Consider the following 13,809-nt stretch of genomic DNA (forward strand, 5'->3'; position numbering starts at 1 on the left):
TGGAGTGAATCATGTTGTTTCCTCTGCTTCACGCGCACGCCAGATGACCCGGCATCCCGCGCCGCAGCGGAGTTCGCAAAGGACGTGCCAGTTACTGAAACTGGTCCAAGGCGTTGAGTCCGGACAGGAAATTGCGGGAAACCATCGCCTGCAAATTGGGCATCAGAAACCGGATGTCTAAATCCCGGCCGATCTGCTTATATTTTGTGCAATAATTGGGAACTCGGTTCAGTTGGCAGGCTCGCAGCATACGTGCGTCTCCAAATTTCGCGCCCTGATTGATCCAGGAAGGAGCGGCACGCGACAAAGGCTGACGGTACTCGTCCGTGGGACCCCGGTCATGCCGACGCGGATCGCATTTGTGGCCCTGACCGCGGCGTTTCTGATCGCCGCGCCCTCCGCACAGGCGCAGAGGCGAAGTCAGGAGGCGGAAAACTCCGGCATTTTGTCGGAGAGAGCTGCGCAGGCGGCAGAGGCCGGCCTCTACGCAGCGGCCGAAAAGCTTTTCCTCCGCGCAATCGCGATCCGCGAACGAGCGGACGGCCGAAGCGACGCCATCGTCGCGATGATCATCAACATCTCGGCGTGATGTACGAGACAAGCGGACGCTACGCCGATGCGGAGCGCGCGGTCTCCGCTTTCGCGGGGCGACAGGAGATGGATGACGCGGTCCTCGCGCGCCGTGCGCTTGCCCGACTGATTGTTGAGCTTCTACCGACCGGCCTCCGGGTGCTATGAACCGGTCAGCGGGCGACCGGATCGAGGAGTCATGCGGAACCATATTGCTGCGAGCCTGGCGCTCGCCGTCGCCCTGGCGATCGCGTCTCCCGCCTTCGCGCAAAAGGCGGACGACGCAGATTCCCTGCTCACGCGGGCAGTCGAACTGTACAACGCCGGAAACGCCGCGGGCGCGCTGCCGCTCGCGCAGCAGGCGCTGGCCGCGCTCGAACGGCAACACGGCCCCGATCACCTCGATGTCGCCTTCACCCTCAATTACATCGCGGTGCTGCAGCAGCAACTCGGCCGGCCGCAGGAGGCAGAACCTCTCCTCTTGCGGGCGCTCTCGATCCGTCAGAAGGCGCTCGGATCGGACCATCCGCAAGTCGCAGCGCTCGCCCAAAACCTCGCCATGCTCTACCGGGCGCAAGGGCGGCGCGACGAGGCGGAGCTTCTGTTCAAGCGCGCATTGTCGATCAACGAAAAGGCGCTTGGCCAGGATCACCTCGCGGTCGCGGCAAATGTCAGCGCGCTCGCCGCGCTTCATCAGGATGCGGGACGCCCGCGCGATGCAGAGCCGCTCTACAAGAGGGCCATCGCGATCAACGAAAAGGCCTTCGGCGCCGACGACCCGCAGGTGTCGCCGTCCCTCGTCGCGCTGGGCGAACTCTACCGCACCTCAGGCAGGCTCGCGGAAGCTGAGCCTCTCTTCAAGCGCGCGCTCGCAATCAGCGAAAAGTCGTTCGGGCCGGACCATCCCGACGTCGCCACCTCGCTGCACGAACTCGCAATGACCTATTGGGTGCTGAACCGGATCGACGAAGTCGAGCCACTGTTCAAGCGGGCGCTCGCGATCCGCGAAAAGACCTATGGGACCGATCATCCCGCCGTGGCGCAAACCCTCAATACGATGGCCGGCTTCTATCGCGATCAGGGCCGGCACGCCGACGCCGAACCGCATTTCAAGCGCGTCGCAAACATGTACGAGAAGGCGCTTGGCCCGGATCATCCCGGCGTCGCGACCTCAATCAACAACCTTGCGGTGCTGTATCAGGAGATGGGCCGCCCGACCGATGCCGAGCCGCTGGCCAAGCGGGCGCTCGCGATCCGCGAAAAGGCCTTCGGAAAAGACAGCCCGCAGCTTCTGAACACTATTCATAATCTCGCGGAGCTCTATCGCACGCTTGGGCGCGACAGTGACGCGGAGGCGCTGAACAAGCGGGCCGAGACCATCAAGCAAAAGGCAAAGTGAATTCCACGCCCTGACATCGGTCCGGCATGCCGAAGGCGCGGGTTGCAACTGCCCTGCAATGCCCTTGTGCGGGACGAGCGGATGTTGCAAATCCCCCCGGAATTCTTGAACGCCGGAGACGCATCCCATGTCCCAGAAAACCGGGCTCGTGATCACTGCCCACCCGGGCGATTTCGTGTGGCGGGCAGGCGGCGCGATCGCGCTGCATGCCAAAAAAGGCTACCGCATGAAGATCGTCTGCCTGTCCTTCGGCGAACGCGGCGAGAGTCAGTTTGCCCGGAAGGAAGCCGGCGCGACGCTGGAAAACGTGAAGGCCGGCCGCAAGGACGAGGCGGAGCGCGCCGCCGCCCTGCTTGGCGCCGAAATCGAGTTTTTCGATTGCGGCGATTATCCGCTCAGGCTGAACGATGAGCATTTCGACCGCATGGTCGATATTTATCGCGAGACCAATCCCGCCTTCGTGCTCACGCACGCGCTGAAGGATCCCTACAATTTCGACCATCCGAACACGGCCCACTTTGCGCAGGAGACCCGCGTGGTCGCGCAGGCGATGGGACACAAGCCTGGCGCCAAGTACCAATATTCCGCACCGCCGGTTTACCTGTTCGAACCGCATCAGCCCGAGCAGTGCGACTTCAAGCCGGATCTGATCCTGAAAATCGATGACGTCTGGGAGACCAAGTACAAGGCGTTCCAGATCCTCGCCGCGCAGAAGCATCTCTGGCATTATTACGAGCGCGTCGCGCTCAACCGCGGCATCCAGGGCTCGCGCAACACCGGCATCCCGATGACCTACGGCGAGGCCTATCAGACGCTGTTCCCGCGTGTCGTCACCGATACGCTCGGCTGAACAAGGAAGCTTCGAGATGAAGACCGTCGTCGTTCGCAACATCCAGCGCGCCGATGCCGATGCGTGCAGGATTCTCGCGGGGCTTGGCGTTTCGACCTCGCATGAGGCGCTGGGCCGTTCCGGCCTGATGAAGCCCTATATGCGGCCGATCTGGCCGGGCGCCGCGATCTGCGGTCCGGCGGTGACGATCATGGCGCAGCCCGGCGACAACTGGATGATCCATGTCGCGATCGAGCAATGCAAACCCGGCGACGTGCTGGTGGTCGGCGTCACCGCCGATAACACCGACGGCATGTTCGGCGACCTGCTCGCGACCTCGGCCAAGGCGCGCGGCGTTCAGGGTCTCGTCATCGACGCGGGCTGCCGCGATGTCGCCACGCTGAAGGAGATGGGCTTTCCGGTCTGGTCGAAGGCGATCTCCGCCAAGGGCACGGTGAAAGCGACGCTCGGCGCGGTCAATATTCCCGTGGTCTGCGCCGGCGTGAATGTGATGCCGGGCGACGCCGTCGTCGCCGACGACGATGGCGTCGTGGTGATTCCGCGCAAGCTTGCGGCCGAAGTCGCGGCCAAGGGCCAGAAGCGCGAGGCCGACGAGACCGCCAAGCGCGAGAAGCTCGCCGCAGGCGTGCTTGGCCTCGACATGTATAATATGCGCGAGCCGCTGGCGAAGGCCGGTCTCGTCTATGTCGACAATCCGGAAGACGTTTAGACCATGCTCACGCTCTATTTTGCGCCTGAGACCTGCGCGCTCGCCTCACTCATCGCGCTCGAGGAGGCCGGCGCCGATTACAAGACCGTGCGGCTGAACTTTGCCGACGGCGAGCAACGCAAACCGGATTATCTCGCCGTCAATCCGAAAGGCCGCGTCCCCGCCCTTGTCACCCAGCGGGGAATCCTGACCGAGACTCCCGCGATCCTCGCCTTCATTGCGCAGACCTTCCCGGCTGCGCGCCTCGCCCCTCTCGAGGACGCATTCGCGTTCGCGCAGGTCCAGTCTTTCAACAGCTATCTGTGCTCCACCGTTCATGTCGCGCATGCGCACCGGCTACGCGGCTCGCGCTGGGCCGACGACCCGGCTGCGATCGAAGCGATGAAAAAGAAGGTGCCGCAATCGGTCGGCGACTGCTTCACGCTGATCGAGGGAGAGATGTTCGCCGGCCCCTGGGTGATGGGGTCTGATTATACGATCTGCGATCCGTATCTTTACACCGTCGCGCGTTGGCTCGAAGGCGACGGGGTCGATATCGCGCGCTTCCCGAAGGTGCAGGATCACTTCAGGCGCATGGAGCAGCGCCCCGCGGTGCAGCGGGCGCTGTCATATCAACTGGCAGCGGCCGCGTGACGTTTGCGATCACCAGAAGCGGCCGGTCGATCCGGCGAGCACGGTGATCACGCCCAGCACGAGATTGATCCCGACCAGCATGCGGATAACGGCGAGCTGCTTGCCGGCATTCGGCCAGTCGGCGGCGCCGACATATGTCCGAAAGCGGCGCCACGGCGCGAAATAGAGATGCAGGTAGATCAGCATCATCAGGATGCCGGTCCCCTGCATGACATGGATGTAGATCGGCGCACGGAAGCCGCCATACGTCGCGAACATCATCGTATAGCCGCTGGCCAGCAAGACAACGATCGATACCCCGACCCAGGGCAGGAAGCGCGCGAAAACATTGCGCCAGAGCGTTAGGCGGGCTGGCCCATCGAGCGCGCCTGCGGCCGGCCGCAGGATCATATAGGCGAAGGCCATACCGCCGACCCAGAACAGTGCCGCCAAAAAATGCGCGGCCAAAAGGACGATCAGCATCGCTTGGTCTCCATTGCAATCTGCCGCAAGGCACTATGTGATGCAGGCCGGGATGTCTACAAAGGGCGACCATGACCGGCAGCCCCTCTCAGAATCCGATCGACCCGATTGCCGACGGCGATCTGCGGCTCGATTCACCGGCTTTTCATCGCAACTGGCGTCCGATCTGGGACGAGCTGTTGCATTATCTGCAGGACCGGCAGGGCAATGTCCTGGAGGTCGGTAGCGGATCCGGTCAGCACGTCATCGCATTCGCGAAGCAGTCGCCGCATCTACTCTGGTGGCCGACCGACTATGACGAACGCAACCTCAAGAGCATCGACGCCTGGCGGCAGCATGCGCAGGTTCAGAATGTCGAGGAAGCGCGTTATCTCGACCTGTGCGCCCTGGAATGGGGACTGAGTGAGTCCGATTCAGCGACGCTCAGCGACCTCACCGCGATCTTCTGCGCCAATGTGCTGCACATCTCGCCGTGGCGCACGACGCGCGGGTTAATGTGGGGCGCGTCGCAGCGCCTGCATCCCGGCGGGCTCCTGTTCATCTACGGTCCGTTCAAGCAGGACGGTCAGCACACGGCTCCCAGCAACGAAGCATTCGACGCCTCGTTGCGGGTGCGCAATCCGGAATGGGGCGTGCGCGATATCGCCGACATTCAGGCGGTCGCGCATGAGCATGGGATGCTGCTCGCGGAGATCGAGCCAATGCCCGCGAACAACATGCTGCTCGTGTTCGAGCGGAAGGGAAACGAGGACGCCGGCTCGACAAGCCGTCTCAGGCGCTGATCACGCCATCCCGATTGATGAAGACACGGCTCTCGTCGATGCCTTTCGGCAACGCGGCGACAACGTGTTTCCGCAATTTGCTGTCGGGCTGGTCGTCGGCAGACCAGACCGTGACGTAGATGTCGTTACCCCACACCGCAACATCGAAATCCGCGATCATGCCGGAAGCGGTCATGATGGCGAGGGCACCGACTGCTGCCTTCAGGGAATTCGTCATCACATACTCCTGGATCACGGACCGTCATTCGAGGCGTTTGCCGCTGGTGTCGCATGCGAGGGTGTACGGATGGTAAGCGACGTCACCGTGTCGGGACCGTGTCAGAAGCGCGACCGATCTCACGCCTGTGTGAATCCGGCGCTGCCGCTCAAATTTCGGCGGCCAGAACGGGCCATCGGTGGTAACGCGGCCCGCAGGTAAACCATCGACGCGCGACGCCCCGCATGTTAGGTCGCTGCCATCAAAACACCACAGGCGACCTTACGGCCCATGATCAAAGAGCCCATCCTCGATATTGCCCACCTCGCCCACCTCGAATTGCTGACGCCCAAGTTCGAGCAGAGCCGCGATTTCTTCGTCAACGTCATGGGCATGACCCAGGCCGCCGAGAAAGGCGACAGCGTTTATCTGCGCGCGTGGGACGATTACGAACTCTACTCGCTGAAATTGACGGCCTCCAAAACCTCGGGGCTCAAGCACGTCGCCTATCGGTGCCGCTCGCCGCAGGCGCTGGAGCGGCGCGCCGCCGCGCTGAAGGGCTCGGGCTTCGACGTCGGCTGGACAGATGGCGATGTCGGTCATGGCAAGACCTTCGTCTGCAAGGACCCGGACGATCACGTCGTGGAACTCTATTACGAAACCGAATGGTACCAGGCGCCGCCGGACAAGAAACCGGCCCTGAAAAACCAGGCGCAACGCTTTCCGGCTCGCGGCTGCAATGTGCGCCGGCTCGATCACTGGAACGGCCTTGCCGTCGACATCAAGGCGAACCGGGAATTCTACGAAAATTATCTCGGCTTCCGTCTGACCGAGACGATCATCCTCAACGATGGCTCGGAAGCGGCGATCTGGATGACGGCGACGAACAAGAGCTACGACTTCGCCTATACGCGCGATCACACCGGCACCAAGGGCCGTTTCCACCACATCACCTACGCGCTCGATCAGCGTGAGGAAATTCTGCGCGCCGCCGACATCTTTCTGGAGAACGGCGTGCATATCGAGACCGGGCCGCACAAGCATGCTATCCAGCAAACCTTCTTCCTCTATGTCTATGAGCCGGGCGGCAATCGCGTCGAGGTGGCGAATGCCGGCGCGCGGTTGATCCTCGCACCGGACTGGAAGCCGATCGTGTGGACCGAGGACGAGCGCAAGAAGGGCCAGGCCTGGGGCCTGAAGACCATCGAGTCGTTCCATACGCACGGCACTCCGCCGGTCGAGGTGAAGGGGCACTAGGTCTATCGCCCTCATCCTGAGGAGCCCGCCGCAGCAAGGCGAAGGCGAGCGTCTCGAAGGATCAGGGCAGATAGGTGGCAGCCTCACCCTTCGAGATGCGGCTTCGCCGCTCCTCAGGATGAGGCTGAGCTGACGCTATCGCTGAGGTGACGGCAATCCGCATGCCCATCCCCACAACGCGCCTCCCCTCCGGCGAACCGATCCCGGCCTTTGGACTCGGCACCTGGATGATGGGCGAAAGTGACAAGAAGCGCGGCGACGAAGTCGCGGCGCTCAAGCTCGGCCTCGACCTTGGCGCGACGCTGATCGACACCGCCGAGATGTATGGCGACGGCGAGGCCGAAGAGATCGTCGGCGATGCCATCGCCGGGCGCCGCGACAGCCTGTTCATCGTCAGCAAGGTCCTGCCCGAGAACGCCTCGCGCGCAGACACCATCGCCGCCTGCGAAGGCAGCCTGAAGCGCCTGCGCACCGACCGGATCGACCTTTACCTGTTGCATTGGCGCGGCTCGACACCGCTCGAACACACGCTGGAAGGCTTTGTTCAACTTCAGCGCGACGGCAAGATCCGGCATTGGGGCGTCAGCAACTTTGATACCGACGACATGGAGGAGCTGCTCGCGCTGCCGGGCGGCAACGCCTGCGCAACCAATCAGGTGCTCTATAACCTGAAGCGCCGGCGCATCGAATTTGACCTCGTGCCGTTCTGCCGCGCGCGCAACATTCCGATCATGGCCTATTCGCCGATCGAACAGGGCCGGCTTCTTGGCGCTGCCGCGCTGAAGGAGGTCGCGCAGCGCCACGGCGCGACGACGGCTCAGGTCGCGTTGGCCTGGTTGCTCGAACAGCCGGCAACGATCGTCATTCCGAAGGCGACGAACCCGGAGCATGTCCGCGAGAACTTCGCCGCGCTGGACCTTCGTCTTACGGACGAGGACCGCGCGATCCTCGACCGGGCCTTCCCGCCGCCAAGCAAGAAATATGCGCTGGAGATGCTGTAGCGCCGCCGCCTGCACGCTGTCCGCAATTCGCGTATAAGACTAACAACAGGCGAAGGCGCACATGACCGATCTATCGAAAGTTTTTATCGGCCTGAAAGGCGAGGCACACATCCGGGTCGGCGAGGAGCAGACTGCGCCGCGCGTCGGATCGGGCCGCGTGCGCGTACTCGCCACGCCGGTCATGATTAACATGATGGAGGCTGCCGCGCTCGATGCAATCGAACATCTGCTGCCTGCCGGCCATCAGAGTCTCGGCACCCACCTCGATGTCGGCCATTATGCCGCGACGCCGGTGGGCATGACGCTGCGCGCCACCGCCGAGGTGACGAAGGTCGATGGCCGCAATGTCACATTCCGCGTCGAAGCCTATGACGACAGGGAGCGCGTCGGCGACGGCACGCATACCCGCGTCGTGGTCAATGTCGAACGCTTCGACGCCCGCGTCCAGAAAAAGCTGAAGAGTGAAGGATGAAGCCACGGATCGCGTTCATTGGTTTTGGTGAAGCCGGCCAGGCGATGGCGGTCGGGCTACGGGATGAAGGCGTCGGTGAGATCGCAGCCTGGGACATCCTGTTTCCGGATGCCGCCGGCGCCAAGCTGATCGAAGCCGCGAACAAGATCGGGGTGCGCATCGCTTCGTCCGCTGAAGACGCGGCGCACGACGCGGAGATCCTGATCGCGGCGGTGACCGCCGCCTCAAGTTACGAAGCCGCGCAGCCTCTTGCCGGAAAGCTGACAGGCAAGCCTCTCTATCTCGACGTCAATTCCGTCTCGCCCGGCCGCAAGCAGGCGACGGCAGGACTCCTCGGTGACGGTGCGCGTTACGTCGACGTTGCGATCGTCTCGCCAATCCTTCCCGCCCGGCACAAATCGCCGATGATGCTGGCAGGCCCGCATGCCTCGGATGCTGCGCCGGCGCTGAGCGGGCTTGGCATGAAGACGGAGGTGGTGGGCGCGGAGATCGGCGCGGCGGCCGCGATCAAGATGATCCGCAGCGTGATGATCAAGGGCATCGAGGCGCTGTCGTTGGAGTGCTTCCTCGCCGCGCACCGGGCGGGCGTCGTGGATCAGGTCGCCGCATCGCTCCGCAACAATTACCCCGGCGTCGATTGGGCCAATATGTCCAGCTATAACATCGAGCGCATGGCGAGCCACGGCATCCGGCGCGCGGCGGAGATGCGCGAAGTCGCAGCGACGCTGCGCGAACTCGGGGTCAGCCCGGTGATGACCGAAGGAACCATCGAGCGCCAGCAACAGCTTGGCGAGGTCGGGCGAGACCCGCAGACCAAGAAAGCCGTGGCGAAGGGACGAACCGACATGCTCGCGGCGATCGACGCCGCTTTGCCGGAACGGCGATAGCCGCCGCTCCGGCCTTTTTTCTGCCGCAGTTTAACGCGGCGGAATTTGCAGCAACTCGCCGAGTTGTTCCTTGGTCAACGGCTTGTCGAGGAATTTCAGCTTCACCGCATCGGCGACCGCGCCGTCGAGATCGGCCATTTGATCGGTCTGCATCGCAGACTTCGGGTGGAATTCGGCGAGCGATTCCTTCAACACGGCCTCGTCCGCCTTGATCTTCTGGGCGTACATCGAGAGGGCCTTGGGATCGGAATACATCCAGTCCACGGTTTCGCGATAAGCTTTCACGAAGCGCATGATCGCGTCTTTCTTGTTCTTCAGCGCATCGGCGTTGACGATGATGGTGCGCACCGTCTGCCCTTTCAGCGACGGCACGTCACTGCCGCGGGCGATGATGCGGATCTTGCCGTCCTTGATCTCCTTCACGCCGAACGGCGGCGCCGCCCATCCGATGTCGATCTGCCCGCTCATCACCGCCGTCAGCGTGCCGGGAGGGCCGCCGGTCGCGGTCGGCTTGGCCTTTGCGCCCAGCTCCTGCACGAAGGCGACCACGATATTGTTGGATGACGATCCACTGGTCGAATAGGCGATGGTGTGCTTGTCGGTCGTATCCTTCAGGCTCTTGATCGGCGAATCCGCCTTCACATACCAGTAGAGATCGCCGGTCCCGGTAAACGCCGGCAAGAGGATGCGCACCGGCGCACCGCGCGAGAAGGCGCGCATCACGCCGGCGACGCCGACGCCAGCGCCGAGATCGGCCGAGCCCGAGATCACCGCCTGGATGGTCTCGCCCGCGCCCTGCGTGCCGACCGCCTCGATCTTCAGATTATGCTTGGCGAAAATGCCGGCGTCCTGCCCGAGCGTCGGCGCCTGATTTTCCCAATTGTTGATCTGGCCGATGGCGATCTTCAATTGATCCTGGGCGGAAGCCGGTGCCGCGGCGGCCGCTACCAAAGCGATCGCGCCGAATATCGCTCCAGCGTGCTTCATCGTTTTCTCCCCTTGGTTTTCTTTGTCGGTTTTGAGGTCTTGCGGGCGACGCTAGCACGCTTGGACGAAGTGCCAACCCTGTTTTTACCGCTGCGCGGCAATCCACCGCCGGCCTTTTCCAACCGTACGGACCAATATTCCCACGTCCTGAAATTGGCCGTCGGCATCGCGTTGATCTGCGCCGACTTGTCGACCTCACCGGGCCGGAGCGGCACGACCTTGCCGAGCATTTGCGCTGCGAACTGATATTCGGCATTGCGGCAGGAATAGATCGCGCGGAAGACCAATTCCTGGATCGACGAGCCGACCACGGTCGCGCCGTGCCCCTTCATCAGCACCAGCGGCGCCTCACCGAGCGCGCGGGCGAGCGAGGCGCCCTCCTCCGGCTTCACCAGCAGGAGATTGGTGTCGCCGAACTCGTCGTATTGGTCCCACATCGGCACCTTGTGACCGATAATCGCCCCGAGATGCATCACGGGCTTGAGCTCAACGCCGCTGATGCAGAACGGCATCACCGCCGGGGCATGGTGATGCACGACCGCCATCACATCGGGACGGGCCTTGTAGATCTCTCCGTGAATCACCCGTTCGGCATAAAGCCGCTGATCGGTCTTCTTCACCGGATTGGAATCGAGGTCGTATTCCAGAATATCGGCCGGCTCGACGAGTTCCGGCGCCCGCGAACGCGAGAGAAAATAGCGGTTCGGATTGGTCGGGTGGCGCATGCTGACATGGCCGAAGGCGTCGAGCACGCCCTCATGCGCCAGAATGCGATTGCCGAGCGCGGTGTCATATTTGATCTGATCGATGGCTGAGGCCACAGCGGACGTTCCTCCAAGCTTTTCGGGGAGGCGAACCATACATGCCTTCGCGGCGGCGGCAATCTCCTCGCGGAGCCGGTCTGATCCCGGCGTTTGACACTCCACCGACCCCTTCCTAAACAGGCACTCGAGCGCGCCTGCGCAATCAGCGCCGGGCCCGCAACGCGCTGAGGAATCTGCTGTGCCGGACGTCGTCGAGTTTCGCCGCGAAGGTGCGATCGCGGTCATCACTGTCAATCACCCGCCGGTCAACGCGCTCAATAACGCGATGCGAAAGGGCCTTGTGGAGGCCCTGGATCGCGCGCGCAACGACAACGACATCAAGGGCGTGGTGATCGCCGCGGCCGGCCGCACCTTCATTGCCGGCGCCGATATCACCGAGTTCAACCAGCCGCCGGTAAGCCCCACGACGATCGATGTCATCGAAGCGATCGATGCCATGCCGAAGCCCGTGGTTGCCGCTCTCCACGGCACCCCGCTCGGCGGCGGTCTCGAAGTCGCCCTCGGCTGTCATTTCCGCGTGGCGGCGCCGGGAACAAGGCTCGGCCTGCCTGAAATCAAGCTCGGCCTGATGCCAGGCGCGGGCGGCACCCAGCGCCTGCCGCGCCTGATCGGCATGGACAAGGCGATGGCGATGATCCTGACCGGCGAGCAGATCACCGCAGACCAGGCGAGGGATTCTGGTCTGGTCGATCAGATCGTCTCCGATGATCTGGTTTCTTCTGCGGTGGCCTTCGCCAATCGCGTGGTTGCCGAGAACCGCCCCCTCATCCGGGCCCGCGACCGCGACGACAAGCTCGCGGACCTGCGCGCCAACCCGGCAAAATTCGACGAGCTGGCCGCGCCCTATGCCAAGCGCGCCCGCGGCCTGCACGCGCCGGCAAAGGCGCTGGAAGCATTGCGCTGGACCCTCGATGTCCCGGTTGCCGAAGCGCTGATCCGCGAACGCGATGCCTTCATCGAGCTGAAGAACGGGGCGCAATCGAAAGCCCAGCGTCACATCTTCTTCGCCGAGCGGGAAGCTGCGAAAGTGTCCGACCTGCCCAAGGACGTAAAGCCGGTCGACGTGAAACGCGCGGCGGTGATCGGCGCCGGCACCATGGGCGGCGGCATCGCGATGTGCTTTGCCAATGCCGGCATCCCGGTCACTGTGGTGGAGACCGGCGCGGATGCATTGAAGCGCGGGCTCGATCTGGTCGCCAAGAATTATCAGGCCTCGGCCAAGCGCGGCGGCATGAGCGCCGAGGATGTCGAAACCCGGATCGGCTTGATCCACGGGACCATCGACATCGGCGAGATTGCCGATACCGACATGGTGATCGAGGCCGTGTTCGAGGATATCGGCGTCAAGCGCGAGGTGTTCGGCAAACTCGACTCAACGGTCAAACCCGGCGCGGTGCTCGCCACCAACACCTCCTATCTCGACGTCAACGAGATCGCGCATTTCACCAAGCGGCCGCAATCACTGCTGGGCATGCACTTTTTCAGCCCGGCCAACGTGATGCGGCTTCTCGAAATCGTGCGCGGCGCAGACACCGATCCGCAAGCGCTTGCGACCGCCATCGGCATCGCGCGAAAGATCGGCAAGGTGCCGGTCGTTGTGGGTGTCTGCCACGGCTTCGTCGGCAACCGCATTCTGCGCGTGCGCTCGACCGAAGCCGAACGGCTGCTGCTCGAAGGCGCCTTGCCACAGGATGTCGACGGCGCGCTGACGGCCTTCGGTTTCCCGCTCGGTCCGTTTGGTGTCACCGATCTCGCCGGGCTCGATATTTCCTGGCGCATGCGCAAGGCGCAGGGCGCGCGCGCCGAGATTGCCGATCAGCTTTGCGAGATGGGCCGCTTCGGCCAGAAGACCGGAAAGGGCTTCTATCTCTATGAAGCCGGCTCGCGCACGCCCAAGCCCGATCCCGAGGTCGAGGCGCTGATCGTCGCCACCTCGCAGCGGCTCGGCATTCCGCGCCGTGCGCTGAGCCGCGACGAGATCACCGAGCGCCTTCTCTTCCCCATGATCAACGAAGGCGCCCGCATTCTCGAGGAAGGCATCGCGCAGCGCGCCGGCGATATCGACGTCATCTGGGTTTACGGATACGGCTTCCCGGCCTGGCGCGGCGGCTTGATGTATTACGCCGATCAGGTCGGCTTGCCCTATATCCGCGACCGGCTCACAGAATTCGCAAAGCAGGCCGGCGACCCGAAACACGAACCGGCGCCGCTTCTGAAACGGCTCGCCGCCGAAGGACGCGGTTTCGGTTCCCTCGGCAAGGACAACTGACATGATTCCGCCTCCGTCACCGCGAGCGCAGGATCTTGCGAAGCGGCTGACGGACTTCATGGAGGCGCATGTCTATCCGGCGGAAGCCGTATTTGAGCGCCAGCTCGCGGAGGCGAAAGATCGCTGGGTCGAACTGCCGATCACGGCGGAACTGAAGGCCAAGGCGAAAGCCGCAGGCCTCTGGAATCTCTGGCTGCCGAAGAAGCATTACCCTGAAGGCCTGAGCAATCGCGATTACGCGCCGCTCTGCGAAATCATGGGACGCTCGCCGATCGGCCCGGAAACCTTCAATTGCTCGGCGCCCGATACCGGCAACATGGAGACGCTGATCCTCTACGGAAACGAGGAGCAGAAAAAGCGCTGGCTGCCGCCATTGATGGATGGCGAGATCCGCTCCTGCTTTGCCATGACCGAGCCGGATGTCGCTTCCTCCGACGCCACCAACATCCGGACCGAGATCCGCCGCGACGGCGACAGCTACGTCATCAACGGCCGCAAATGGTGGACCACC

16 protein-coding genes are annotated in these 13,809 nt (G+C 63.4%); 12 read left to right on the forward strand and 4 right to left on the reverse strand.

The features are described from left to right. Positions 1-340: 340 nt before the first annotated feature. The 5 genes from VN004_RS03180 to VN004_RS03200 all read left to right on the forward strand — a co-directional run bounded on the left by VN004_RS03180 (position 341) and on the right by VN004_RS03200 (position 4,161). Complete coding sequence (locus VN004_RS03180) at positions 341-589, forward strand: hypothetical protein (protein WP_325606939.1); 249 nt, start codon at positions 341-343, stop codon at positions 587-589. A 180-nt stretch (positions 590-769) separates the two neighbouring features. Continuing rightward, entirely contained in the window at positions 770-1,969 is a 1,200-nt protein-coding gene (locus VN004_RS03185; RefSeq protein ID WP_325606941.1) for a tetratricopeptide repeat protein, read from the forward strand. Positions 1,970-2,096: 127 nt separating this feature from the next. After that, positions 2,097-2,819 carry a PIG-L deacetylase family protein gene (locus VN004_RS03190; RefSeq protein ID WP_325606944.1) on the forward strand — a complete coding sequence of 241 codons (723 nt, stop codon included), beginning with the start codon at positions 2,097-2,099 and terminating at the stop codon, positions 2,817-2,819. Positions 2,820-2,835: 16 nt separating this feature from the next. Beyond that, a complete protein-coding gene (locus tag VN004_RS03195) occupies positions 2,836-3,528 on the forward strand; it encodes a 4-carboxy-4-hydroxy-2-oxoadipate aldolase/oxaloacetate decarboxylase (RefSeq protein ID WP_325606948.1) in 693 nt (230 codons plus the stop codon). Between the two features lie 3 nt (positions 3,529-3,531). Then, positions 3,532-4,161 carry a glutathione S-transferase family protein gene (locus VN004_RS03200; protein ID WP_325606951.1) on the forward strand — a complete coding sequence of 210 codons (630 nt, stop codon included), beginning with the start codon at positions 3,532-3,534 and terminating at the stop codon, positions 4,159-4,161. 9 nt (positions 4,162-4,170) lie between these two features. Here VN004_RS03200 and VN004_RS03205 read toward each other — a convergent pair whose 3' ends face one another. Next, a complete protein-coding gene (locus tag VN004_RS03205) occupies positions 4,171-4,623 on the reverse strand; it encodes a CopD family protein (protein WP_325606955.1) in 453 nt (150 codons plus the stop codon). Between the two features lie 71 nt (positions 4,624-4,694). Between VN004_RS03205 and VN004_RS03210 the strand changes: the two genes are divergently transcribed. Next, positions 4,695-5,405 (forward strand): DUF938 domain-containing protein, encoded by a 711-nt coding sequence (locus VN004_RS03210; protein ID WP_325606958.1) that lies wholly within the window; start codon positions 4,695-4,697, stop codon positions 5,403-5,405. On the opposite strand, the gene VN004_RS03215 is transcribed toward VN004_RS03210, so the two are convergent. Next, the gene (locus VN004_RS03215; RefSeq protein WP_325606960.1) at positions 5,395-5,622 is read right to left on the reverse strand and encodes a hypothetical protein; all 228 of its coding nucleotides are present in this window, start codon (positions 5,620-5,622) and stop codon (positions 5,395-5,397) included. The two genes, VN004_RS03210 and VN004_RS03215, sit on opposite strands and share 11 nt — an antisense overlap. A 270-nt stretch (positions 5,623-5,892) precedes the next feature. On the opposite strand from VN004_RS03215, the gene VN004_RS03220 reads away from it, so the two are divergent. From VN004_RS03220 to VN004_RS03235, 4 genes are all read left to right on the forward strand, one after another. Continuing rightward, positions 5,893-6,858, forward strand: a complete 966-nt coding sequence (locus VN004_RS03220) for a catechol 2,3-dioxygenase (RefSeq protein ID WP_325606962.1) — start codon at positions 5,893-5,895, stop codon at positions 6,856-6,858. 161 nt (positions 6,859-7,019) lie between these two features. Further along, a complete protein-coding gene (locus tag VN004_RS03225; RefSeq protein ID WP_325606964.1) occupies positions 7,020-7,859 on the forward strand; it encodes an aldo/keto reductase in 840 nt (279 codons plus the stop codon). A gap of 61 nt (positions 7,860-7,920) precedes the next feature. Next, entirely contained in the window at positions 7,921-8,331 is a 411-nt protein-coding gene (locus VN004_RS03230; RefSeq protein WP_325606966.1) for a thioesterase family protein, read from the forward strand. Next, entirely contained in the window at positions 8,328-9,218 is an 891-nt protein-coding gene (locus VN004_RS03235) for a DUF1932 domain-containing protein (RefSeq protein ID WP_325606969.1), read from the forward strand. The genes VN004_RS03230 and VN004_RS03235 overlap by 4 nt, the downstream gene beginning before the upstream one ends. Before the next feature lie 30 nt (positions 9,219-9,248). Here the strand turns inward: VN004_RS03235 and VN004_RS03240 are convergent, their stop codons facing one another. Both VN004_RS03240 and VN004_RS03245 read right to left on the reverse strand, forming a co-directional pair. Continuing rightward, positions 9,249-10,205 carry an ABC transporter substrate-binding protein gene (locus VN004_RS03240; RefSeq protein WP_325606971.1) on the reverse strand — a complete coding sequence of 319 codons (957 nt, stop codon included), beginning with the start codon at positions 10,203-10,205 and terminating at the stop codon, positions 9,249-9,251. Further along, positions 10,202-11,026, reverse strand: a complete 825-nt coding sequence (locus VN004_RS03245) for a class II aldolase/adducin family protein (protein WP_325606973.1) — start codon at positions 11,024-11,026, stop codon at positions 10,202-10,204. The genes VN004_RS03240 and VN004_RS03245 overlap by 4 nt, the downstream gene beginning before the upstream one ends. Positions 11,027-11,207: 181 nt before the next feature. Between VN004_RS03245 and VN004_RS03250 the strand changes: the two genes are divergently transcribed. Together VN004_RS03250 and VN004_RS03255 are read left to right on the forward strand one after the other, a co-directional pair. Continuing rightward, positions 11,208-13,298, forward strand: coding sequence for a 3-hydroxyacyl-CoA dehydrogenase NAD-binding domain-containing protein (locus tag VN004_RS03250; RefSeq protein ID WP_325606975.1), 2,091 nt, complete (start codon positions 11,208-11,210; stop codon positions 13,296-13,298). A 1-nt stretch (position 13,299) separates the two neighbouring features. Then, on the forward strand, positions 13,300-13,809 hold a 510-nt coding region (locus tag VN004_RS03255), incomplete at its 3' end, for an acyl-CoA dehydrogenase family protein (protein WP_325606977.1).

Origin of the sequence: Pseudorhodoplanes sp., from assembly GCF_035565855.1 — a bacterium.
In the GTDB taxonomy this organism is placed as follows: domain Bacteria; phylum Pseudomonadota; class Alphaproteobacteria; order Rhizobiales; family Xanthobacteraceae; genus Pseudorhodoplanes.